23 protein-coding genes and 1 pseudogene are annotated in these 22234 nt (G+C 42.8%); 1 reads left to right on the forward strand and 23 read right to left on the reverse strand.

Features of this window, described 5'->3' with window-relative positions; all coding sequences use genetic code 11:
* Positions 1 to 80 precede the first annotated feature (80 nt).
* The 10 genes and pseudogenes from alaS to budA all read right to left on the reverse strand — a co-directional run bounded on the left by alaS (position 81) and on the right by budA (position 10339).
* Positions 81 to 2699, reverse strand: a complete 2619-nt coding sequence (alaS, locus tag B7703_RS05695; protein ID WP_084923978.1) for an alanine--tRNA ligase — start codon at positions 2697 to 2699, stop codon at positions 81 to 83.
* A 21-nt stretch (positions 2700 to 2720) separates the two neighbouring features.
* Positions 2721 to 3207 (reverse strand): annotated as a pseudogene (locus B7703_RS05700) (LURP-one-related/scramblase family protein).
* Positions 3208 to 3481: 274 nt separating this feature from the next.
* Positions 3482 to 3733, reverse strand: a complete 252-nt coding sequence (locus B7703_RS10080; protein ID WP_084923979.1) for a hypothetical protein — start codon at positions 3731 to 3733, stop codon at positions 3482 to 3484.
* A 152-nt stretch (positions 3734 to 3885) separates the two neighbouring features.
* Positions 3886 to 4956 carry an ABC transporter substrate-binding protein gene (locus B7703_RS05710; protein ID WP_000737964.1) on the reverse strand — a complete coding sequence of 357 codons (1071 nt, stop codon included), beginning with the start codon at positions 4954 to 4956 and terminating at the stop codon, positions 3886 to 3888.
* Positions 4953 to 5726 (reverse strand): ABC transporter permease, encoded by a 774-nt coding sequence (locus B7703_RS05715; protein WP_000712740.1) that lies wholly within the window; start codon positions 5724 to 5726, stop codon positions 4953 to 4955. The genes B7703_RS05710 and B7703_RS05715 overlap by 4 nt, the downstream gene beginning before the upstream one ends.
* Positions 5723 to 6529 (reverse strand): ABC transporter permease, encoded by an 807-nt coding sequence (locus tag B7703_RS05720; protein WP_084923981.1) that lies wholly within the window; start codon positions 6527 to 6529, stop codon positions 5723 to 5725. The genes B7703_RS05715 and B7703_RS05720 overlap by 4 nt, the downstream gene beginning before the upstream one ends.
* Positions 6510 to 7667, reverse strand: a complete 1158-nt coding sequence (locus B7703_RS05725; protein ID WP_084923982.1) for an ABC transporter ATP-binding protein — start codon at positions 7665 to 7667, stop codon at positions 6510 to 6512. Before B7703_RS05725 ends, B7703_RS05720 begins: the two co-directional genes overlap by 20 nt.
* A 159-nt stretch (positions 7668 to 7826) precedes the next feature.
* The gene (murB, locus tag B7703_RS05730) at positions 7827 to 8732 is read right to left on the reverse strand and encodes a UDP-N-acetylmuramate dehydrogenase (protein WP_084923984.1); all 906 of its coding nucleotides are present in this window, start codon (positions 8730 to 8732) and stop codon (positions 7827 to 7829) included.
* Positions 8733 to 8845: 113 nt separating this feature from the next.
* A complete protein-coding gene (locus B7703_RS05735) occupies positions 8846 to 9598 on the reverse strand; it encodes a YhfC family intramembrane metalloprotease (RefSeq protein ID WP_020901517.1) in 753 nt (250 codons plus the stop codon).
* 9 nt (positions 9599 to 9607) lie between these two features.
* A complete protein-coding gene (gene budA / locus B7703_RS05740; RefSeq protein WP_049547026.1) occupies positions 9608 to 10339 on the reverse strand; it encodes an acetolactate decarboxylase in 732 nt (243 codons plus the stop codon).
* A gap of 141 nt (positions 10340 to 10480) precedes the next feature.
* Between budA and B7703_RS05745 the strand changes: the two genes are divergently transcribed.
* A complete protein-coding gene (locus B7703_RS05745; protein WP_084923985.1) occupies positions 10481 to 11752 on the forward strand; it encodes an aminotransferase-like domain-containing protein in 1272 nt (423 codons plus the stop codon).
* Positions 11753 to 11772: 20 nt separating this feature from the next.
* On the opposite strand, the gene B7703_RS05750 is transcribed toward B7703_RS05745, so the two are convergent.
* From B7703_RS05750 to B7703_RS05810, 13 genes are all read right to left on the reverse strand, one after another.
* On the reverse strand, positions 11773 to 12588 hold the full coding sequence (locus tag B7703_RS05750; RefSeq protein ID WP_084923987.1) for an ABC transporter substrate-binding protein: 816 nt from the start codon (positions 12586 to 12588) through the stop codon (positions 11773 to 11775).
* A gap of 157 nt (positions 12589 to 12745) precedes the next feature.
* Positions 12746 to 13399 carry a phosphate signaling complex protein PhoU gene (gene phoU, locus B7703_RS05755; RefSeq protein ID WP_000946458.1) on the reverse strand — a complete coding sequence of 218 codons (654 nt, stop codon included), beginning with the start codon at positions 13397 to 13399 and terminating at the stop codon, positions 12746 to 12748.
* 11 nt (positions 13400 to 13410) lie between these two features.
* Positions 13411 to 14169: a phosphate ABC transporter ATP-binding protein PstB gene (gene pstB, locus B7703_RS05760; protein ID WP_084923988.1), complete on the reverse strand. Its 759-nt coding sequence runs from the start codon at positions 14167 to 14169 to the stop codon at positions 13411 to 13413.
* A 12-nt stretch (positions 14170 to 14181) separates the two neighbouring features.
* Positions 14182 to 14985, reverse strand: coding sequence for a phosphate ABC transporter ATP-binding protein PstB (pstB, locus tag B7703_RS05765; protein ID WP_084923990.1), 804 nt, complete (start codon positions 14983 to 14985; stop codon positions 14182 to 14184).
* Positions 14986 to 14995: 10 nt separating this feature from the next.
* Positions 14996 to 15880, reverse strand: a complete 885-nt coding sequence (gene pstA / locus B7703_RS05770) for a phosphate ABC transporter permease PstA (protein WP_004258489.1) — start codon at positions 15878 to 15880, stop codon at positions 14996 to 14998.
* Positions 15870 to 16787, reverse strand: a complete 918-nt coding sequence (pstC, locus tag B7703_RS05775) for a phosphate ABC transporter permease subunit PstC (protein ID WP_001070903.1) — start codon at positions 16785 to 16787, stop codon at positions 15870 to 15872. The genes pstA and pstC overlap by 11 nt, the downstream gene beginning before the upstream one ends.
* A complete protein-coding gene (locus B7703_RS05780) occupies positions 16787 to 17665 on the reverse strand; it encodes a phosphate ABC transporter substrate-binding protein PstS family protein (protein WP_084923991.1) in 879 nt (292 codons plus the stop codon). The genes pstC and B7703_RS05780 overlap by 1 nt, the downstream gene beginning before the upstream one ends.
* 220 nt (positions 17666 to 17885) lie before the next feature.
* Positions 17886 to 19190, reverse strand: a complete 1305-nt coding sequence (locus tag B7703_RS05785) for an RsmB/NOP family class I SAM-dependent RNA methyltransferase (protein ID WP_084923992.1) — start codon at positions 19188 to 19190, stop codon at positions 17886 to 17888.
* A complete protein-coding gene (locus B7703_RS05790) occupies positions 19191 to 19964 on the reverse strand; it encodes an inositol monophosphatase family protein (protein ID WP_084923994.1) in 774 nt (257 codons plus the stop codon).
* Complete coding sequence (locus tag B7703_RS05795; protein WP_084923995.1) at positions 19954 to 20232, reverse strand: UPF0223 family protein; 279 nt, start codon at positions 20230 to 20232, stop codon at positions 19954 to 19956. The genes B7703_RS05790 and B7703_RS05795 overlap by 11 nt, the downstream gene beginning before the upstream one ends.
* Positions 20232 to 20633 carry a Spx/MgsR family RNA polymerase-binding regulatory protein gene (locus tag B7703_RS05800; protein ID WP_000631254.1) on the reverse strand — a complete coding sequence of 134 codons (402 nt, stop codon included), beginning with the start codon at positions 20631 to 20633 and terminating at the stop codon, positions 20232 to 20234. The genes B7703_RS05795 and B7703_RS05800 overlap by 1 nt, the downstream gene beginning before the upstream one ends.
* Before the next feature lie 211 nt (positions 20634 to 20844).
* Positions 20845 to 21462 carry a TIGR01906 family membrane protein gene (locus B7703_RS05805; protein WP_033684906.1) on the reverse strand — a complete coding sequence of 206 codons (618 nt, stop codon included), beginning with the start codon at positions 21460 to 21462 and terminating at the stop codon, positions 20845 to 20847.
* Positions 21452 to 22225, reverse strand: coding sequence for a TIGR01457 family HAD-type hydrolase (locus B7703_RS05810; RefSeq protein WP_000875447.1), 774 nt, complete (start codon positions 22223 to 22225; stop codon positions 21452 to 21454). Before B7703_RS05810 ends, B7703_RS05805 begins: the two co-directional genes overlap by 11 nt.
* Positions 22226 to 22234 lie beyond the last annotated feature (9 nt).

Below are 22234 nucleotides of genomic sequence, written 5' to 3' on the forward strand. Positions count from 1 at the left end.
ATAACCAAGCCAGGTCCAATCGGATTTGGCTTTTTTGTAGTCACAAAAAGACCTACCCAAATGGATAGATCTTTATTTTCTTACAATTTACCTGCTACTGCATCCAACAATTCTTGGATTTTAGCTTGATTGCTTCCTCCCGCCATGGCCATGTCTGGTTTACCACCACCACGTCCATCGACGATTGGTGCCAATTCTTTGACAAGGTTTCCTGCATGAAGGTCTTTTGTCTTACTTGCTACAAGGACATTGACCTTGTCACCGATAGCAGCAACTAGGACAAGAAGATCAGAGTAGTCTTTTTGTTTCCAGTTATCCGCAAAAGTACGAAGGGCACCAGCGTCAGATACAGATACTTGACTAGCAATGTAACGGTGACCGTTGACTTCCTTCACATCCTTGAAGATGTCGCCTGCAGCTGCAGCTGCGGCCTTTTCTTTCAATTCAGCATTTTCTTTTTGCAATTGACGAAGTTGTTCTTGAAGTCCTTCTACCTTGTGAGGTACTTCCTTGACTTGAGGTGCTTTCAATGTTGCTGCGACTGCTTTAAGAGCATCTTCTTGTTCACGGTAGGCTTCAAAGGCTTCCTTACCAGTCACTGCCAAGATACGGCGAGTTCCTGATCCAATCCCTTCTTCTTTGACAATCTTGAAAAGACCAATTTCAGAAGTGTTGCCAACGTGGGTACCACCACAAAGCTCGATAGAGTAGTCACCTATAGTAACAACACGGACTTCTTTGCCGTATTTCTCACCAAAGAGGGCCATAGCTCCCATTTCTTTAGCAGTGTCAATATCTGTTTCAACTGTCTTCACTTCAAGAGCTTCCCAGATTTTCTCGTTGACTTGCTGTTCAATCACACGCAATTCTTCAGCAGTTACTGCTTGGAAGTGAGTAAAGTCAAAGCGAAGGAATTCAACTTCGTTAAGAGAACCTGCTTGTGTTGCATGATTCCCAAGGATATTATGAAGGGCAGCGTGAAGCAAGTGAGTCGCAGTGTGGTTTTTCATAACACGGTAACGACGATTTGTATCAATTGCCAAGGTATATTCTTGGTTCAAGGCAAGCGGTGCAAGAACTTCAACTGTATGAAGGACTTGTCCGTTTGGTGCTTTCTGAACATTTGTCACCTTAGCTACAACTGAACCAGATTCATCCAAGATTTGTCCATGGTCAGCGACCTGTCCACCCATTTCAGCATAGAATGGCGTTTCTGCAAAGATAAGAGAGGCAGTTCCTTCTGATACAGCTTCTACTTCTGCATTGTCAGCCACGATAGCCACCAATTTAGAAGATAATTGGCTAGCATTGTAGTTGAAGACACTTTCCACTGTGATGTTTTGAAGGGTTTCATTTTGCATACCCATTGAGCCACCCTTGACAGCTGAGGCACGCGCGCGTTCTTGCTGTTCTTTCATAGCTGCTTCAAAGCCTTCACGGTCCACGGTCATACCAGCTTCTTCAGCGATTTCTTCAGTCAATTCAACTGGGAATCCATAAGTGTCGTAAAGTTTAAATACATCTGAACCAGCAATGACAGATTGTCCTTTTTCTTTCAAGTCTGCTACGATGCCTTGGGCAAAGTGTTGACCTGAGTGAAGAGTACGCGCAAATGATTCTTCTTCGCTCTTAACGATTTTCTCAATAAAGTCACGTTTCTCAAGCACTTCTGGATAGTAGCTTTCCATGATTTTTCCAACAGTTGGAACGAGTTTGTAAAGGAAAGGCTCGTTGATACCCAATTTTTGACCATGCATAGAAGCACGACGGAGAAGACGACGAAGGACATAACCACGACCTTCATTTCCTGGAAGGGCACCATCACCGATGGCAAATGAAAGAGAACGGATGTGGTCAGCGATAACCTTAAAGCTCATGTTGTCGCCATCTTGGTCATAGACCTTACCAGACAATTTCTCCACTTCACGAATGATTGGCATGAAGAGGTCCGTTTCAAAGTTAGTCTTAGCCCCTTGGATAACGGCTACCAAACGCTCCAAACCAGCGCCCGTATCAATGTTCTTATGTGGCAATTCCTTGTACTCGCTACGAGGAACAGCAGGATCTGCGTTAAATTGTGACAAAACGATGTTCCAGATTTCGATGTAACGGTCGTTTTCGATATCTTCTGCAAGCAGGCGAATACCGATATTTTCTGGGTCAAAGGCTTCTCCACGGTCAAAGAAGATTTCTGTATCTGGTCCAGAAGGTCCTGCACCGATTTCCCAAAAGTTGTCCTCGATTGGAATCAAGTGACTTGGGTCCACTCCTACTGCAATCCAGCGGTTGTAAGAATCTTTATCATCTGGATAGTAGGTCATGTAAAGTTTTTCAGCTGGGAAATCAAACCATTCAGGGCTTGTCAAAAGCTCATAAGCCCAAGTGATGGCTTCGTCACGGAAGTAATCACCGATAGAGAAATTCCCCAACATTTCAAACATAGTATGGTGACGCGCAGTCTTCCCTACGTTTTCAATATCGTTGGTACGGATAGCCTTTTGGGCATTGGTAATACGTGGATTTTCAGGAATGATGGTCCCGTCAAAGTATTTCTTAAGGGTTGCTACCCCAGAGTTGATCCACAAAAGTGTTGGGTCATTTACAGGAACCAAGCTCACTGATGGTTCTACTGAGTGACCTTTGGTCGCCCAGAAATCAAGCCACATTTGGCGTACTTGTGCACTAGATAGTTGTTTCATATTGTCTCCTTATTTACTTGTTTAATGTGATTGGCTTTCCAGCATTTCCACATAGTCAATCGCGACACAGAGGGAAATGACTAGATCTGCATAAGCGTCCTCAAGAACCTTTACATTATAGGTAGAGGTCAGATGGAAGAGTTCCTTCTTAATTTCCGTAATCAGCTGATCGCGATCATCCAGCAATTTGAAATTCAAATCCCAGATATTGCCCTCGATACGAAGACCCAGATTATCAAACTCATACTTATCTCGCCAGAAGGTCAACTTCTTACGAATGACAAAACTCGAGCCATCCCGAAGCTGAATCTCAAAACGAGGTAGCAAGGTCAAGATTTCTTTACTGATCTGACTGACCTGTTCACCATTAGCATCATATATTGTAAAAGTTTTGGGAATCTTAAAAAAATGATCCCTCTACCTGATAGGCGATTTCTCCCCTGTCATCCTTGATAGCGAAGCGTTCGCCTCCAAGACGAAACTTTTGTTTGACAAGAAATGTTTTCATCAACACCTCCAAAAATTAAAAGACAAGCTCATATCACGAAGGGCGAAAAACCGCGGTACCACCTTCATTCAATGAACTTGTCATTCTCTTATTCTTATGCAATTGTTAAATTGAGTAGCATGACTTCCTAGCTTAGATGGCTCGCAGCACCGCCATTTCTCTGGACTAAGACAACAGAAAATCAATTCTCAACTTTCTTATTATAACGTTTTTTTATGCTTGCGTCAACTGGAAATCCTCTCCATTGAATCAGACCAATTCCCTACATCTCAGATTACTTTTTCAGAATATACTTTTTCTTACTGCCATTTTTCTTTTTATCCCAACTTTTATTCCAAAGTTTTGAATTGTTAAAGATAGCTTCGAAAATATTTACAAATATAAAGAACCCTATCACCAAATGTATGGAATCAGTTGTTAGGTATTGTCGATCCAAACCATCCTTTAGAGAGAATAGTATAACAGTTTGCTGAACAGTCAAAAAGGCTGGCCAAGAAAATTTTTTGAAAAAAGTAGATATTTTCATTATTTCTTACCGCTTTCTGTAAGGTTAAACTTAGTATACTACTGGGAAAGAAAATAAGCAACTATCATAGAAAAAGATACCGTTACGAAAATTGCCTTTTATTTTTTAAAAAACGAACCAGCTTGACTGATTCGTTTCGTGTCTGCTAACTCCTACTTCCGATACATTTTAAACTGTAGGAAGAGGTCGCTATATTTTCCTGTCCATTTATGGTCAAATTTCTCATAAACTTCTAGGTGTTTCATGGTTTCAGCATCTGGATAGAAGGCTTTGTCTTCTTTTTTCTCCTCTGGGAGCAATTCCTTAGCTGGTAGGTTTGGAGTTGAATAGCCGACATACTCTGCATTTTTGAGAGCATTTTCAGGTTTCAACATAAAATTGATAAAGGCATAGGCGGCATCTTGGTTTTTCACGGTTTTTGGAATGACCATATTGTCAAACCAAAGGTTGCTGGCCTCAGTCGGTACCACATAGCGTAGGTTTTCATTTTTTTCTAGCATTTGGCTGGCTTCACCAGAGAAGGTCACTCCGATAGCAGCGTTATTCTGAATCATGTAACCCTTCATCTCGTCGGCAACGATGGCCTTGATATTTGGAGTCAATTTATAGAGCTTGTCCACTGTTTCTTCCAACTGCTGGGTATCCTTGGAGTTGAGGCTGTAGCCGAGGGAGTTGAGACCCAGTCCCAATACCTCACGCGCCCCATCAAAGAGCATGATAGAGTTCTTATACTCTGGTTTCCAGAGGTCGTCCCAATGCTCAGGAGCCTCATCTACCATGGTTTCATTGTAGACAATTCCTAAGGTTCCCCAGAAGTAAGGGATAGAGAATTTATTGCCTGGGTCAAAGGACTGGTTGAGAAACTCTGGTCCGATATTTTCAAGACCTTCAAGTTTTGAATAATCAAGCGGTACCAAGAGGTCTTCGTCCTTCATCTTGTTAATCATGTATTCACTAGGAATGGCAATATCGTAGGTCGTTCCACCCTGCTTGATCTTGGTATACATGGCTTCATTGGAGTCAAAAGTCTCGTACTGGACTTGGATTCCTGTTTCTTCTGTGAACTGAGTCAAGAGTTCAGGATCTATATAGTCCCCCCAGTTGTAGATAACCAGTTTTTGACTATCTCGGCTATTGATTTTACTATCTAAATGCGTCGCAATTCCCCACAAGACGAGGATAATGGCTACAATTCCTGCTAAAAATGAATAGAGTTTTTTCATGCTTGCTCCTCCTTCTCACGTGAGATAAAGTAATAACCAACAACCAGGATAATACTAAAGAGAAAGACGAGGGCAGACAGGGCATTGATTTCTAAGGAAATCCCCTTGCGAGCACGAGAGTAAATCTCGACTGATAGGGTTGAAAAGCCATTTCCCGTTACAAAGAAGGTCACGGCAAAGTCATCCAGTGAATAGGTGAAGGCCATGAAATAACCTGCAATGATAGACGGAGTCAGGTAAGGAAGCATGATTTCCTTGAACATCTGAAATTGACTGGCACCAAGGTCATAGGCCGCATGAATCATATCGCCATTCATTTCCTTGAGTCGAGGTAAGACCATCAAGACCACGATAGGAATGGAGAAGGCTACGTGACTAGATAGAACAGTCAAAAAGCCAAGTGAAAACTTGAGTTGGGTAAAGAGAATCAAGAAGCTGGCACCAATCATAACATCGGGCGCAACCATGAGGATATTATTGAGTGAAAGAAAGGCTTCTTGGTATTTCTTACGAGACTGGTAGATGTAAATAGCGCCGAAAGTCCCGATAATGGTCGCTATCAAGGCTGACAGGAAGGCCAAGAAAAAGGTTTGAGTCACAATCAACATGAGACGACCATCGCCAAACATGGTTTTAAAATGGCTCAAACTAAAGCCTGTAAAGCTATTCATGTCGTTACCTGCGTTAAAGGCGTAGCCAATCAAGTAAAAAATCGGCAGGTAGAGGACAAGAAAGACCAGTCCCAGATAAAGGTTGGCAAATTTTTTCATCGTTCTCTCCTTTCCTTGGTCACCCACATGGTAATGAACATGGTCAAGATGAGAATCACACCGATGGTTGAACCCATACCGTAGTTGTCATTTGTCAGGAAGTTCTGCTCAATGGCTGTCCCCAGTGTAATAACGCGGTTCCCACCAATCAAACGGGTCAGCATGAAGAGACTCAAGCTTGGAATAAAGACCGACTGAACCCCACTTCTCACACCGTTCATCGATAGAGGGAAGATGACATGACGGAAAGTCTCCCACTTGGTCGCACCTAGATCGTAGCTGGCATTGATGAGGTTATTATCCATATCATCCAAGACATTGAAAATCGGCAAAATCATAAAGGGAAGCTCGATGTAGCTTGCGACAAAGATAAAGGAGAAATCGGTAAAGAGCAACTGTTGCGAACCGATTCCGATAAATTCCAAGAATTGGTTAATAGAGCCATTCTGACCAAAAATTCCGATAAAGGCATAGGCTTTAAGGAGCAAATTGATCCAGGTAGGCAGGATAATCAACATGAGCCAGAGTTGACGGTGCTTGAGACGGGTCAAAAAGAAGGCTGTTGGATAGCTGATAAGCAGGGTCACAAAGGTCACAATTCCTGCATAGAGTACAGAGTTGAAACTCATTTTGAGATAAGTCAAGTTTTGTGACGCAAAGTAAGATCTATAGTTTTCTAAACTAAACTGGCCTTCAATGTTGAAAAAGGATTGTCCGAAAATCAAGACCAAGGGTGCGAGCACAAAGAGGGCAATCCAGAGCATGTAGGGCACTACAAAGAGTTTAGAGCTTGTTTTCTTCATCTCTTTCCTCCTCGATTGCATTGATCAGACCTGCTTCTTGCTCTTCGATTTCCACGTACTCCTCGATACGAGCATCGAACTCTTCTTCGGTTTCGTTGAGACGCATGATATGGATGTCTTCTGGCTCAAAGTCCAGACCGATTTCCTCACCCACGATAGCCTTACGAGTCGAGTGGATCATCCATTCATTTCCAAGCTTGTCATAGGCGATAATTTCATAATGCACCCCACGGAAGAGCTGGGTATCCACCTTAACTTGGAGCTTGCCTTCTTCAGGAAGGGTAATCCGCAAGTCCTCTGGACGAATCACGACCTCAACAGGTTCATTTGGCTTCATCCCACCATCGACCGCTTCAAAGCGTTTGCCGTTGAACTCAACCAAGTAGTCCTCAATCATGATTCCTGGCAAGATATTTGACTCACCGATAAAGGTGGCAACAAAGTGGTTGATTGGCTCATCATAGATATCTACTGGTGTTCCAGACTGGACAATCTCGCCATCATTCATGACAAAAATCCAGTCACTCATAGCCAAAGCTTCTTCCTGATCGTGAGTAACAAAAACAAAGGTGATTCCCAATCGTTGTTGCAGTTCACGCAGTTCGTACTGCATATCTGTTCGTAATTTTAAGTCCAACGCTGACAAAGGCTCGTCCAACAAAACCACACGGGGTTGGTTGATAATGGCACGGGCAATAGCCACACGCTGACGTTGTCCTCCAGAAAGTTTGCGGATGGAACGTTTTTCGTAACCTTCCAACTGAACCATCTTGAGAACTTCCGCTACGCGTTGCTCAATTTCTTTCTTGTCAATTTTACGCAAGCGAAGTGGAAAAGCAACATTTTCAAACACATTCATATGTGGAAACAAGGCATAGGATTGGAAGACCGTATGGACGTCTCGCTTGTTGGTTGGGATGTCATTGATACGGACACCATCCAGCAAAATATCTCCTGTCGTCGCATCCAGTAAACCTGCAATAATGTTTAGGATGGTTGATTTTCCTGAACCAGATGCGCCTAGAAGGGTATAGAATTTCCCCTCTTCCAACTCAAAGTTGATGTCTTTGAGAACCTTGGTGTTGCTGTCTTCAAAAACTTTAGAGACGTTTTTGAATTCAATAATTGGTTTTTTCAATTGTCATTTATTCCTTCTTTTTCATAGATTAACAGATCAGGGCTCTGTCAGGCCACTACTACCTCGTGTAGGAGATTGAACTGCCTACATTCTTCTGCACTGACGATAGGCTTTCACCCCCTTTCCATGACATAGCAGCAGCTTTTTAACTAAAACTTCCTACTTGCTTTCACCTAAAATACGGACTTCCCTCTCAAGGGTGACACCTGAGTGATCCTTGACTTTTTCAATCACAGACTCAATCAAGTCCTCGTAGTCTTTAGCCGTTCCGTCAGCAACATTAATCATAAAACCTGCGTGTTTTTCTGAGACTTCAACACCACCGACACGATAGCCTTTCAAGCCAGCTTCCGAAATTAATTGACCTGCAAAATGACCTACTGGACGCTTAAAGACCGAACCACAAGATGGATATTCTAAAGGTTGCTTGAGTTCACGTAGATGCGTCAAACGATCCATTTCTTGCTTGATAACCTGATGGCTTCCTGGAGCAAGGGCAAATTTAGCTGACAAGACAACTGCACCAGACTCCTGAATAGCTGAATGGCGGTAACCAAAAGCCAAATCCTTTACAGATAGGGTCTCGATTTCTCCATCCTTGGTCAAAATTTTACAAGACTGTAAGATGTGGGCAATCTCACCACCATAGGCACCCGCATTCATAAAGACAGCACCACCGACACTTCCAGGAATACCACAAGCAAACTCAAAACCAGTCAAACTATGACGGAGGGCAATGCGAGTTGTTTCAATCAAGTTAGCACCAGCCTCAGCTTCGATGGTATAGCCATCAACGGAAACATGATTGAGCTTGTCACACAAGATAACAAATCCACGAATCCCACCATCACGAACAATGATGTTGCTAGCATTTCCCAGCACCATCCAAGGGATATTTTCTTGATTGGCAAATTTGACAACGCGCGCCAACTCAAAACGATTTCGTGGAAAGACCAAATAATCGGCCTCTCCACCTACTTTTGTATAACTATAGCTATGCAAGGGTTCTTTGAAACGGATATCAATCCCTTCTAAGATTTCAAGCATGTTTTCTTTTACTGACATGACACTCTTCCTTTTACAAAATTCATTCCATTATACCATTTTTAAGACCATTTGACGACCCTAAAAAAATCTTGGGCTTATTTTAAACAAAAAAAGAGGTTTCCCCCTTTTTCTTATGATTTTTTGCAAAAGATAGCCTTGGTTCCATAGGCAACTAGGATCAGTTCAACTAGTAGAATGACTTCAACTAAGACTGGACTTGTAAGCCAGCCAACTTGGGCTAGAGATGGTGCCAGGTCAAAGAAGGCATGTAGGCCATAGGCTGCTAGGAGATAAATCCATTTCTTCTGGCGAACAGCTTGGTAAACCCAAACAGTCAAAAGCAATTGGAAACCTAGAGCCAGAATCCGTTCAAAACCAAGCAAATAAATCTGCCAGACAGAAAGTGACTGAATGGTTTTTAACATATTTTCAGACAGCAATTGCATGACCTGTGGATTCTGAGTTTGAACTGCTGAGAGAACGATGTAGAGATTAATCAAACTAGTAAGACCTAGGAAAATCAACTCCAAGCCACCATGCCCCAATCCATAAGCCAAGGCATCTGCCTTTTCCAAACTTCTCTTTTTCTCCAACCATTTGAAGAAAATAAGACGAGCAGTTTCCTCAAAAAATGCTGCCATGGCTAGGCCATAGATGATATAGACAAGCGGATGGTCTTGTAAGAGGGCAATACTACCGTCTTTTTGAGGATGCAAAACTAAGATATGCACCAGTTTTTCCAAAATCTGTGAAGAGACAAAGAAAGCAACAGCCCCCAAGCCCAAGACAGCTAGATTAATCTGGTATTTCTTTTTGGCATACCAAATGCTCCCTATCAAGAAAGCCAGCAACAGCACCATGGTAACGATAATATGAATGGTCATTTTCTTCTCCTATTCCGCCTTTTCAATATCTTTTTTCATCTCGTCAACATTGAACTTAGCAAACAAGTATTGACGGTCTTGGACTGGGAAACGTTGGTCCAACTGGTCAACCGCTCCCACCTCGACAATGCCTTCCTTAATGACAAAGTCCATGACATGTCCACCGAAGGTCAAATCATCTGAAATGAAGTGCAGATGGTAGCCTGCCACACTAACTCCATGGAAAATCTCTGGCGTCCAGAAACCAACGATGGTTCCTGCGACATTGTCACGACGATATTCAGGCTGATGGGTTGCAACATCAGCAAACTTGGTCTCTGGTGTTGACTTGGGAATCATGCGCACATGCATATGTGAAAATTCCCCACGAATCTTGATAGAGCGGAAAAGATTTTCCCCATCATAATAAGACTCGATTCGTTCTTCCAATTCCTTGTCTGTCATCTCAAAGCGCTGGCGGAAAATGACCTCTGCCTGGTGCGGTACTACTGCTGCATAAGGAATAAGGGCATCTGGTGACACCTCCACAATCTCTGGCTGGTCTCCTGATCCTTTGGCCTGATAAGCCTTGCCATCCAAGACAATCAATTCTCCATCAATGGAATCCAAGGTTCCCAAACCAAGGTCACCATGCTCTAGCAATTCTCCCACTGTCATGGTCCCACCATAAAGGCCAGCCATCAAGGCTCCAAGGGTATTGTATTGAAATAATTTTACTGGTTCCTGCACGTTCTTATCCATTCACTTTCTTGTCTGTTATTCTATAAATCTTACTCCTAAGTATACCACATTTGCCCCTAGATGTGAACGAGAGAATCACACTAGACATTGCCAAGAAAGAAAAAAAAAGGTACAATGTAACAAAATCAAGGGAGGTCTGGAATGAAGAAACAAAGCAAGTACCAAGAGGTCGTAGCTTATCTGAAAAATAGTATCGAGTCTGGACGCTTTCCAACGGGTAGCCGCCTGCCTTCTATCCGTCAACTGAGCCTTGACTTTCACTGTAGCAAGGACACCATTCAGAGAGCCCTTCTGGAATTACGGCACGAACAATACCTCTATGCCAAGCCCCAGAGTGGCTACTATGTCCTAGAACAAGGGCAACACCAGGATCTAGAAATCGAAGTCACTGACGAACATGCCAGTGCCTATGACGATTTCCGACTCTGTGTCAATGAAACCTTGATTGGCCGGGAAAACTACCTCTTCAACTACTATGATAACCAAGAAGGATTAGAAGACTTAAGACAATCCATTCATAAACTCCTCTTTGACCAAGCTCTCTACTGCAAGGCTGACCAACTGGTACTGACTTCTGGAACCCAACAAGCCTTGTTTATTCTTTCTCAAATATCCTTTCCTAGCCAAGCCAAGGAAATCTTGGTGGAACAGCCGACCTACCATCGGATGAATCGCCTCTTGATTGCTCAAGGTCTGGACTATCAAACGATTGAACGAGGCATTGATGGGATTGACTTGGAAGAGCTGGAAGGCCACTTCAAGACTGGAAAAATTAAGTTTTTCTATACCATTCCTCGTTTTCACTATCCTCTGGGGCATTCCTATTCAGAGCAGGAAAAACGAGCTATTCTTGACTTAGCTGCCAAGTATGGTGTTTATATCGTAGAGGACGACTATCTGGGGGATTTGGACTCTAAAAAGGGCCAGACCTTCCACTATCTGGATACAGAGGAGCGCGTCATTTATATCAAGTCCTTCTCAACCAGCCTCTTTCCAGCCCTGCGGATTACGGCACTCATTCTGCCAAATGCTATCAAAGAAGCCTTTGTGGCCTACAAAAATATCCTAGACTACGACAGCAACCTCATCATGCAAAAGGCCCTGTCACTCTATATTGACAGTCAATTATTTGAGAAAAATCGGCTAACTCGCTTATCCAATCAGGAAGCTTACCAAAAACAAATCGAGGAAAGACTAGCTAAAACACCTTGTCCCCTTCCTCATTTTCCCCTACACGATGGTGTATTGCTAGACCTGAGACAGTATCCTAAAATCGCCAGTCTCAAACACAGCCAACTGAAATTGGACTTCTTTGAAGAGGCATACTTGGATGCCTGCCCTTATCAATTTGCTAAGGTGTCCTTAGAAAATCTGGAAAATGTTTTAAACTATTTAAAAGCAGAATTGGAATAACTTCCAACTCTGCTTTTTTCTTATTGTTCAACTTCTGTTAGGCTTGCCGCCTTTTCAAGATATTTTTGGTAGGTACCGTCATCCTTAAGTTTTTGGATAACCTTGTCCACCACTTCTTTCAAATCAGCACTATTTTTTCTAAGGGCAACTGCATTAGCTTCGCCGTCCTTCATCTTCAAGCTGACAGTTGCGACAGCTAGGTCCGCGTTTTTAGCAGCATAACTAAGGGCAACAGGCTCATCCATATGAACAGCATCTACTTTTCCAGCCTGCAATTCATTGACTGCTTCTCCCATATTGGTTAGGGAAGTCAGCTGTGCTTTTGGCAATTGTTCCTTGACCATAGATTCTGGAACAGTCCCTTTTTGGGCTGCAATATTAGCACTTTCAAGGCTAGTTAAATCCTTGTATTTTTCTACATCAGACTTACGAACTAAGAAACTAATCTTGTTTTCATAGTAAGGAATTGAAAAATCAAATACTTCTTTTCTCTCATCAGTAGCGCTAATTCCTGCAACCGCTAGGTCAGCCTTACCAGTTTGAAGACTGGTCAAGACATTGTCAAAACTCATGCTTGAAATTTCCAACTTCACCCCAAGTTCATCAGCGATAGCTTGGGCCATATCAATATCAGCACCGACTACCTGGTTTTTTCCGTCAACTAAGGATTGGAATTCAAAAGGTGCATAGTCAGGACTAGTCGCCACAACTAATTTCCCCTTTTGCTTAATGGCCTCAACAGCTGACTGAGAACCGTTAGAATCCGACTGGCAAGCCACTAAGAAGAAACTTGCAAGAAAGCTACATAAAACAAATATCCATTTTTTTGATTTCATAAATAAACAACCTCTCTGTTAATTTTGTATAATTATAACGCTATCCAAGTTGCTTGTCAAGTGTTTTTTGAATTTTTATCTTAAAAATATTTTTTTCATTCAAGAAAAGGAGCTGTCAGTTGATTTCGAGCTCCTTTTTATACAGAATAAATCTATTTTATAGTTCGACAATCTTACCTGTTTCAAAGTAAACAACCCATTCACAGATATTTTTAGCATAGTCTCCAATACGTTCCAAGAAAGCAATCACTTGGAAATAATCACGACCTGTAACGATGGCATCTGGATTTTTCTTGATTTCTTCTGTAGCCAAATCACGAATGCTATCAAAGTAATGGTTGATTTTTTCATCCATGGCTGCTACTTCATAGGCCTGGTCTACTGAACCATTGAGATAGAGTTCAAGGGCTGCTTCAACGAAGTTCTTGACATCGCGCCCCATTCTCTTGATTTCTTCTTCAACAGCTGGGATACGTTGCTCCCCCTTCATACGAATTGCCGCTTTGGCAATAGAAACGGCATGGTCACCCATACGTTCCAAGTCAGATACGGCTTTTAGGACTGTTAGAACAGTACGCAAGTCCTGAGAAACGGGTTGTTGAAGGGCAATCATTTCAAATGATTTCTTCTCCAATTTCACTTCGTATTCGTTTACTTCTGCATCGTCTTCGATGACTTCCTTGGCCAAATCGCGGTCATGCGTAACAAAGGCACGCACCGTACGATTGATTTGGGATAGCACTTCTTGTCCCATAGCATAGAACTGGTTGTGCAATTTCTCTAAATCTTCTTCAAATTGAGAACGTAACATCATTTATCTCCTTATCCAAATTTTCCTGAAATATAATCTTCTGTTTCCTTGTGTTGTGGGCTGAGGAACATCTTCTTGGTATCGTTAAACTCGATCAGATCTCCATCTAGGAAAAATCCTGTCTTGTCAGAAATACGAGAGGCTTGTTGCATGGAACGCGTAACCAAGAGCATGGTGTATTTATCTTTTAAACCATACAAGGTTTCCTCAATCTTACCAGCCGAGATAGGGTCCAGAGCTGAAGTCGGTTCATCCAAGAGAATGATTTTAGGACTGGTTGCCAAGACACGGGCAACACAGACACGTTGCTGTTGTCCACCTGAAAGCCCGATAGCTGAATCATGTAGGTGATCCTTTACCTCATCCCAGATAGAAGCACGTTGCAAGGCTTTTTCTACCGCCTCGTCCAGAACCTGCTTGTCCTTCACTCCATTGATACGAAGTCCGTAGACAACATTTTCGTAGATAGACATAGGGAAGGGGTTGGGCTGTTGGAAAACCATACCGATTTCCTTACGCAATTCAACTGTATCTGTACGAGGACTATAGATGTTGTGGCCATTATAAACCACTGAACCAGTTGTGGTCACTTCTGGATTAAGATCTCCCATGCGGTTGATAGCCTTGAGGAGGGTTGATTTCCCTGATCCAGATGGACCAATCAAGGCTGTAATTTCCTTAGATTGGAAAGATAGGGAAACACTATTCAAGGCCTTTTTTTGATTGTAGTAAACGGACAGGTCTGATACCTGTAAAATCGCTTCTGTCATACTGTTTCCTTTCTATCCAAAGTGTCCTGTTACGTAGTCATTGGTTGACTGTAGTTTGGCATTTTGGAAAATATTAGAGGTCTTATCGTACTCGATCAAGTCACCCAAGTAGAAAAATCCTGTGTAGTCACTAGCACGCGCAGCCTGTTGCATACTGTGGGTTACGATGATGATAGTGAAATCCTTCTTCAATTCTAGCATGGTTTCTTCCAGCTGGGCTGTCGCAATCGGATCCAAGGCAGACGCAGGCTCATCCATCAAGAGGATATCTGGTTTAACAGAGATAGCGCGAGCGATACAGAGACGTTGCTGCTGACCACCTGATAGGGTCAAGGCCGACTTGTGCAAATCGTCTTTGACCTGGTCCCAAAGAGCAGCCTGACGGAGAGAAGTTTCCACAATTTCATCCAAAACTTGCTTGTCCTTAACACCTGCACGTTCATGGGCAAAAGTGATATTGCGGTAGATAGACTTGGCAAAGGGATTTGGGCGTTGGAAGACCATTCCGATGTGCTTGCGCATCTCATAAACATTGATTTCTGGGCGGTTGACATCAATCCCTTGATAGAGAATTTGACCTGTTACCTTGGCAATATCAATAGTATCATTCATGCGATTGAGACTGCGGAGGTAGGTTGATTTTCCTGATCCAGATGGGCCAATTAAGGCTGTAATTTTATTTTTTTCAAATTGCATACCGATGCCCTTAATGGATTCTTTTTTACCGTAGTAAACATGTAAATCCTTAGTAGAGAGGGCCACTTTCTCTTCAGGAAAGGTGATGATATGCTTTTCATCCCAATTATATTTTGACATGGCTTCTCCTTTAGGCAGCGGTTAATTTCTTATGTAGGTAGCTTCCGAGTTTGCGAGCTCCAAAGTTAAAGATGAGGATAAAGATGAGGAGCACGGCTGCAGAACCTGCTGATACGATGGTGCCATCAGGAATGGTTCCTTCGCTATTGACTTTCCAGATGTGGACAGCCAAGGTTTCTGCTTGACGGAAGATGGAAATTGGACTGGTAACACTGAGAATATTCCAGTTAGACCAGTCAAGGGCTGGAGCGGATTGTCCTGCTGTATAGATAAGAGCAGCTGCCTCACCAAAGATACGACCAGAAGCTAAGACGACCCCAGTCACAATACCTGGAAGGGCTTCTGGAATGACCACATGGACCACAGTCTCCCAACGAGAAATTCCAAGGGCTAAGCCGGCCTCACGCTGCGTATGGTGAACGTGTTTCAAACTGTCCTCAACATTACGAGTCATCTGAGGCAGGTTAAAGACTGTCAAGGCCAAGGCACCTGAAATGATTGAAAATCCATACTCAAACTGAACTACAAAGATCAAGTAACCAAAGAGACCCACAACCACTGATGGGAGTGAAGACAAGATTTCAATACAGGTTCTGACAAAGTTGGTTACAGGACCTTTTTTAGCATATTCAGCTAGGAAAATCCCAGCCCCCATAGACAAGGGCACAGAGATAATCAAGGTAATAACCAGAAGGAAGAAGGAATTATAGAGCTGAATTCCAATCCCTCCGCCTGCTTGGTAAGAAGATGATTTGCCAGTCAAGAAAGACCAAGAGATGTGGGGCAAACCACGAACCAAGATATAAAGAATCAAGGATGCCAGGATGGCAACAATAATTCCTGCAATCGAGTAGAGGACAGCTGTTGCAAGTTTATCTAATTTCTTAGCGTGCATAGTTTTTCTTTCCTCTTTCTTTCGTAATCAATTTAATCACACTGTTGAAGGCCAAACTCATCAAGAGCAAGACTAAGGCCAATGACCAGAGAACGTTATTGTCAACTGTTCCCATAACGGTATTTCCGATACCCATGGTCAAAACAGAGGTCAAGGTCGCAGCAGGTGTTGTCAATGAAGTTGGGACAACGGCTGAGTTTCCGACCACCATCTGAATGGCCAAGGCCTCACCAAAGGCACGAGCCATCCCAAAGACCACCGCAGTAAAAATCCCTGAACGCGCCGCCTTCAAGGTCACGCGCCAGATGGTTTGCCAGCGAGTGGCTCCCATAGCCAAACTAGCTTCACGGTAGTGACGAGGCACCGCACGCAAACTATCGGTTGTCATAAAGGTTACCGTCGGTAAAATCATGACAAAGAGAACGAAAATCCCTGACAAGATCCCAAAACCAGTTCCACCAAAGACACTACGGACAAAAGGAACTACGACCTGCAAACCAATAAATCCATAGACGACTGAAGGAATCCCGACTAGCAATTCAATGGCTGGTTGCAAGATTCTAGCACCTTTTGGTGAAACTTCAGTCATAAAGACTGCCGCACCGATGGCAAAAGGAGTTGCGATAAGAGCTGACAGAATTGTGACAATAAAGGAACCCAAAATCATGGGAAGGGCACCAAATTGTTTACCTGAAGGATTCCAAGTTTGGCCAAAAAGGAAATCAAAGATATTAACCCCATTTACAAAGAAGGTCGACAAACCTTTTTGGGCTACGAAAATCAAAATCATGGCCACAATGATAACAATCAAAGACAGACAGGCAAAGGTCAAGCCTTTTCCTAATTTCTCTAGACGAGAGTTCTTTGAGGGAGAAAGTAATTTTTTAGCTAATTCTTCTTGATTCATTATTGACTCCCTTCTAGTGCTGTCACCGTTCCTACAGCATCTTTTTCAACCTTCATTTCCTTAACAGAAATATAGCCCATCCCCTTAACGATTCCACTTTGCGCTTCATCTGAGAGGACAAAGTTGAGGAATTCTGCCACCAATTCATTTGGTTGACCTAGGGTGTACATGTGTTCATAAGACCACAAAGGCCAGTTATTGCTTGTAACATTTTCTGCAATCGGTTCATAGCCGTTCAATTTCATGCGTTTGACAGAGTCATCTACATAGGCAAAGGCTAGGTAAGAAATGGCTCCTGGTGTCTGGGAAACAATGTTTTTGACCATCCCATTTGAATCCTGTTCTTGACTCTGCACGGCAGATTGACCATCCATGATAACACTATCAAAAGTTGCACGTGAACCAGAACTTGCCGCGCGGTTGATAATGGAAATGGCTAGGTCTTTCCCACCGACTTCTTTCCAGTTGGTCACTTGACCTGTGAAGATGCTACGGAGTTGTTCAGTTGTCAGATTTTCAACATCAACTTCCTTATTTACAATGACTGCCAAGCCAGCTACGGCTACCTTATGGTCCACTAGAGCGGATGCGTTGATACCGTCTTTTTCCTCGGCAAATACGTCTGAATTTCCTACATCAACGGCTCCAGACTGAACCTGAGACAGACCTGTACCAGATCCTCCACCTTGGACGTTGACTGTTTTCCCAACGTGCAGAGAGCCAAATTCATCTGCTGCTGCTTCGACCAAAGGCTGAAGAGCCGTTGAACCAACAGCTGTCATGGATTCCCCACGATCAATCCAGCTAGCACATCCCGCCAAAGAACCTGCTAGCAAAAGAGCCGCAAGGGATAGAGCGAGTTTTTTCCTTTTTTTCACTGTTTTTCTCCTTGAAAATAATGGTGAATGCTGTGAATTTTTTCAACTATTTATTTATGTTTTTCTTTTGAAAATTGGGAGCCAACTGAAGTTCTTTGCTTAGTTTTACTAGTCATTTGCTCAGTTACCTTGCCCACCAATTTTGACTTAAAATGAAAGACAATTTGAAAAAAATCCATACCTCCACTATAACATAGACAAGCTACTTTGACTAGCATTTTCACTTGAATCTGAGGCCTTTTGGAAAATAATTTTTCAAAACATTTCCAGTCACCTTTCCAAAGCCCAAACCATTGCCCTGAACCAAAACTTGGTACCAACCATTTGGCAGACTTTCCGCCAGCTGAACGGTTTCTCCAGCCGCATACTTTACAAACGCTTCTTGGTCAATTTCAACCGACTGCTTGACCTGACTCGGTTTCAAGGCTAAGCCAAGAGCGAAACTGGGCTCAAAGCGTTTCTTCTTAAAGGTACCCAGATGCAGACCATTGCGAGCAATCTTGAGCTTCCCTAGATCTGGCAAGAGTTCTAGCAATAAATAAAGCTGATCTCCAAAAGTCTGCAAGATACCCGGTAAATTAACCTTCAAGTGATTTTGGACAAATTCCTGCCACAAGTCAACTTGCTCACGGCTGAGATTGCTCTTACTTGCCTTAAATTTAGGGGCTGGATTTTCACCTTTAAACTGTAGATGGGCTACAAACTGGCCCTCTCCCTTAAAATGATGAGGGTACATCCGAGCTGTTTCTGGCAGGTCAATCCCAGCTACCATTCCATTGATATGTTCAACTGGCAACAAGTCAAAATCATACTCTTCCAGTAGCCAATTGACTATTTCTTCATTTTCCTCAGGTGCCCAGGTACAAGTCGAATAAACCAGACGACCACCTTCAGCTAACATGGTCACCGCATCTGCCAGAATTTCTCTTTGTAAGCTAGCACATTGGCTCGGATAATCGAGACTCCAATAATCCATAGCGTCTGGTTGCTTACGGAACATTCCTTCACCAGAGCAAGGGGCATCAAGGACAATGAGGTCAAAATAACCTTCAAAGACCTTGGCCAAGCGGTCAGCAGATTCATTGGTCACTACGACATTTGTCGCTCCAAAGCGCTCCATGTTTTCAACCAAAATCTTAGCTCTTTTGCTTGAGATTTCGTTGGAAACAAGGAGACCCTCTCCTGCTAGATAGGCTGCCAGTTGAGTTGATTTACCACCAGGCGCAGCAGCCAGATCCAAGACCTTCATTCCAGGACTGGGTTGGGCTACCTGAGCTACCATTTGAGCAGCGGGTTCTTGCGAATAAACTAAACCAGTAGCATGCTCAGGCGATTTTCCTGAAACCTTCCCATAATGTCCCCAAGGGGTTTGAGGAATAGGATCAGAAAATGAAGCTTGAGCTTCTTTTAAAGGATTGACCCGAAAAGCCGAAACCGCTTCCTCCTCAAAAGAGGCAAGAAAATCTCTTGCCTCATCTCCTAGTATCCCTTCATATTTTTCAACAAATCCTTCTGGAAATTGCATTTAAGTTCTTTTCCTTTCGTAAATATAGGACTGAATTTCCTCCTGCATCTCAAGAGGCACCATCATGACTGGCTGTCTGGTTTGAAAATCAAGAGCTTCACCAGAAAGGGTCACCACCCGATAGCCCAGACTTTCCCCTAAAATACTAGCAGCAGCATAATCCCATGGTTGCAGATAGGTGACATAGGTCAATAAATGCCCTGACAATATCTTGGCAAAACTAATGGCCGCACTGCCATAGACACGAACACCAAGAACCGCTCGGCTCAAATCAGCCAGCCCCCATTCATTGGTTTCCAGCATACCACTATTTCCTGCAATGAGAAAATCTCCAAGTGGTTTGGCTTTAAAGGGAGCTAGGGGCTGATCATTTCGGCAGACTGGAAACTTACCACCACCGTGATAACAATCCCCCTTGACCACATCATAAATCAAACCAAACTGGCCCTGACCATTTTCAAAATAAGCCATCATGACAGCAAAATCTTCCTGCTGGGCTACAAAATTATTGGTACCATCAATGGGATCAATGATCCACACCTTGCCCTCTTTCACCGAAGCACGCAAACAGCCCTCTTCAGCACAAATCTTATCCTCAGGATAACGGGATAAAATCTCACTAACCAAGAGTTCCTGAACTTCCTTGTCCAGTCTGGTCACCAAGTCTGTAGGAGAGGACTTGGTCTCAACCTGCAAGTCTTCCTGCATGTGGTCAAGGATGTACTGGCCTGCTTTCTTAATTAGCTCTTTAGCAAATTCAAATTTACTTTCCAAGAGAAATCTTTCCTTCCCCTTTTTCCTTGGCAGCCTGAACTGCTCGGTAAAGCGAATAGCCACTAACCGTTTCAAATTCTCGTCCCAAACGTTTCTCTTCGCTCTTGCTTGGCACAACCAATTTGAATCCCTTATAGGAGTCCAATAGCTTTTTAGCCTCTACCTTGTCTTCATAGGCAGCTTCAACATCATTAAAAAAAGAAAGCACTGAAGCAAGTTCTTCAGTGCTCCACGACAAATCTAGTGGGTAACTATACTGTTTGTTCATTAACTAATACCAGCTCTCATTCTTGCTTCTTTTAGTTCTTGCTTACGGTAACTACGAGGGAGAAAAGCACGAATCTCATCTTCATTAAAACCGATCTGCATACGTTTGGCATCGATAATAATTGGACGACGCAAAAGACTAGGATACTGCTCAATCAAATGAAGCAATTCTGATACCGAAATACTTTCTACATCAATATCTAATTTTTGAAAAATTTTTGAACGAGTTGAAATGATGTCATCAGTACCATTTTCGGTCAAGGAAAGAATGTGTTGCAATTCTTTTCTTGTTAAAGGACTGGTCATAATATTGTGTTCCTCAAAGGGAACCTTATGTTTTTCTAACCAGGCCTTTGCCTTACGACATGAAGTACAGCTCGGTGATAGAAATAGTGTAATCATGCTTTTCTCTTCTTATCTATACTTTGCTAGTTCTATTATACAAAAAAATAAAGCGCTTGACTAGAGATTTTTAGAAAAAAAGCCTATTTTTTCAAGAAAAATAGACTGTTTGCGAACGATTGAGGTAAGGTAGATTTAGTTAATTCACTCTTGACAATAGTTTCGAATCATATACCTAACTTATTTACTCAAAATAAGAACATCTTTAGTATTATTTCCTACGACTTTTCAGGTATAGAAAACCAAAGAAGCTTTCATAGAGGGCAAAAAAGAGGAGGAAGGCGTGAAGGAAGAAGGTCTCTGGTAAAATTAAAATAACTGGATCCTTGGCTGGGTCAAAAAGCCAGGTATCATCTCCCACAAAGAGAATTTGATGGAAAAGAGTAAAGAATTGGTCAAAACCAATCAACACTCCCCCAAGCCCAATCAGCAAAGGCAAGACCACTAGAGTCAGAAGTCCCTTACTAAATAAAGATAAAAATCCCTTTTTAACAATCTTATTGACAAAGAAATAGAAGCTTGGTAGTGTCACAAGGGCAACTAATTGAACTAGGTGAAAGAGGTCCTTGACCACCGCAAAGTGGTGCAGACCAGCTGCTGACGAACGAAAATCTGGCATCTCTAAGACCTGACTAAAAGGATTGGTCAGGTAATTCATCAAGATATGAAAGTTGTACTGAATAGTTTCTGGTTTTAAATAGACCCTATCCGTTAAGTTCAACCACTGAATATCCAGCGGATAAAAAATCCAAGCCAAATAAATGGTCAAAAGGATTGAGAGGGAGAGGAGAAAAAGCATAGAGCTCCAAAAGGTCAGTTTAGTTTTCATCAAAGTTCCACTCCGCAAGACTAGAAACCACATGAGTCGGTGCGATTGGTAGGTCTGCTACTTCTTCTGCCTTGGTAAAACCTGTCGTCACCAAGAGCGTTGGAATGCCATTATCAATCCCAGCTCGAATATCAGTCAAATAGTTATCTCCAACCATAATCAACTCTTCACGTTCCAAACCTAAGTGCTCAACCGCCTTGTCCATAATGATAGCATTTGGTTTTCCAATATAAACAGGCTTCACTCGTGTTGCTACTTCAAGTAGCGTAATCAGTGAACCAGCACCTGGCAAAAGCCCTCGTTCTGTCGGGATGTTGAGGTCAGGGTTGGTTCCGATAAAGTGGGCACCCTTTTGAATAGCTAGAGTTGCTGTCGCAAATTTTTCATAGTCGACTTGCCAGTCCAGCCCTACTACCACATAGGCAGGATTTTCCTTGTCTTCCACATATCCAGCCGCCTTGATGGCTTCCTTGAGCCCTGATTCTCCGATGACATATACTGTCTTTTCAAGCCCCAAGTCGTTCATATAGTCGATAGTCGCCAAAGTCGCTGTGTAGACAGTCGATAGAGGCGTATCAATATTAAAATTCTGAGCCAACATCTCCTGAACACTCTCTGGAGTGCGGGTTGTATTGTTAGTCACAAAGAGATAGGGGATGTCTCGCTTTTGCAATTCGTGGACAAAAGCCTCTCCTGCTGGAATTCTGTCTTTCCCCTTATAAATGGTTCCGTCTAAATCAATTAAATAGCCTTTATATTTCATCTATTTCTT

Origin of the sequence: Streptococcus mitis, assembly GCF_002096735.1 — a bacterium.
Lineage (GTDB): Bacteria > Bacillota > Bacilli > Lactobacillales > Streptococcaceae > Streptococcus > Streptococcus mitis_CZ.

What these genes read in the sequence shown, in the direction of transcription:
- alaS (WP_084923978.1), bottom strand. Translation starts at nt 2,699, where the DNA reads ATGAAACAACTATCTAGTGCACAAGTACGCCAAATGTGGCTTGATTTC.
- B7703_RS10080 (WP_084923979.1), bottom strand. Translation starts at nt 3,733, where the DNA reads ATGAAAATATCTACTTTTTTCAAAAAATTTTCTTGGCCAGCCTTTTTG.
- B7703_RS05710 (WP_000737964.1), bottom strand. Translation starts at nt 4,956, where the DNA reads ATGAAAAAACTCTATTCATTTTTAGCAGGAATTGTAGCCATTATCCTC.
- B7703_RS05715 (WP_000712740.1), bottom strand. Translation starts at nt 5,726, where the DNA reads ATGAAAAAATTTGCCAACCTTTATCTGGGACTGGTCTTTCTTGTCCTC.
- B7703_RS05720 (WP_084923981.1), bottom strand. Translation starts at nt 6,529, where the DNA reads ATGAAGAAAACAAGCTCTAAACTCTTTGTAGTGCCCTACATGCTCTGG.
- murB (WP_084923984.1), bottom strand. Translation starts at nt 8,732, where the DNA reads ATGTCAGTAAAAGAAAACATGCTTGAAATCTTAGAAGGGATTGATATC.
- B7703_RS05735 (WP_020901517.1), bottom strand. Translation starts at nt 9,598, where the DNA reads ATGACCATTCATATTATCGTTACCATGGTGCTGTTGCTGGCTTTCTTG.
- budA (WP_049547026.1), bottom strand. Translation starts at nt 10,339, where the DNA reads ATGGATAAGAACGTGCAGGAACCAGTAAAATTATTTCAATACAATACC.
- B7703_RS05745 (WP_084923985.1), top strand. Translation starts at nt 10,481, where the DNA reads ATGAAGAAACAAAGCAAGTACCAAGAGGTCGTAGCTTATCTGAAAAAT.
- B7703_RS05750 (WP_084923987.1), bottom strand. Translation starts at nt 12,588, where the DNA reads ATGAAATCAAAAAAATGGATATTTGTTTTATGTAGCTTTCTTGCAAGT.
- phoU (WP_000946458.1), bottom strand. Translation starts at nt 13,399, where the DNA reads ATGTTACGTTCTCAATTTGAAGAAGATTTAGAGAAATTGCACAACCAG.
- pstB (WP_084923988.1), bottom strand. Translation starts at nt 14,169, where the DNA reads ATGACAGAAGCGATTTTACAGGTATCAGACCTGTCCGTTTACTACAAT.
- pstB (WP_084923990.1), bottom strand. Translation starts at nt 14,985, where the DNA reads ATGTCAAAATATAATTGGGATGAAAAGCATATCATCACCTTTCCTGAA.
- pstA (WP_004258489.1), bottom strand. Translation starts at nt 15,880, where the DNA reads ATGCACGCTAAGAAATTAGATAAACTTGCAACAGCTGTCCTCTACTCG.
- pstC (WP_001070903.1), bottom strand. Translation starts at nt 16,787, where the DNA reads ATGAATCAAGAAGAATTAGCTAAAAAATTACTTTCTCCCTCAAAGAAC.
- B7703_RS05785 (WP_084923992.1), bottom strand. Translation starts at nt 19,190, where the DNA reads ATGCAATTTCCAGAAGGATTTGTTGAAAAATATGAAGGGATACTAGGA.
- B7703_RS05795 (WP_084923995.1), bottom strand. Translation starts at nt 20,232, where the DNA reads ATGAACAAACAGTATAGTTACCCACTAGATTTGTCGTGGAGCACTGAA.
- B7703_RS05800 (WP_000631254.1), bottom strand. Translation starts at nt 20,633, where the DNA reads ATGATTACACTATTTCTATCACCGAGCTGTACTTCATGTCGTAAGGCA.
- B7703_RS05805 (WP_033684906.1), bottom strand. Translation starts at nt 21,462, where the DNA reads ATGAAAACTAAACTGACCTTTTGGAGCTCTATGCTTTTTCTCCTCTCC.
- B7703_RS05810 (WP_000875447.1), bottom strand. Translation starts at nt 22,225, where the DNA reads ATGAAATATAAAGGCTATTTAATTGATTTAGACGGAACCATTTATAAG.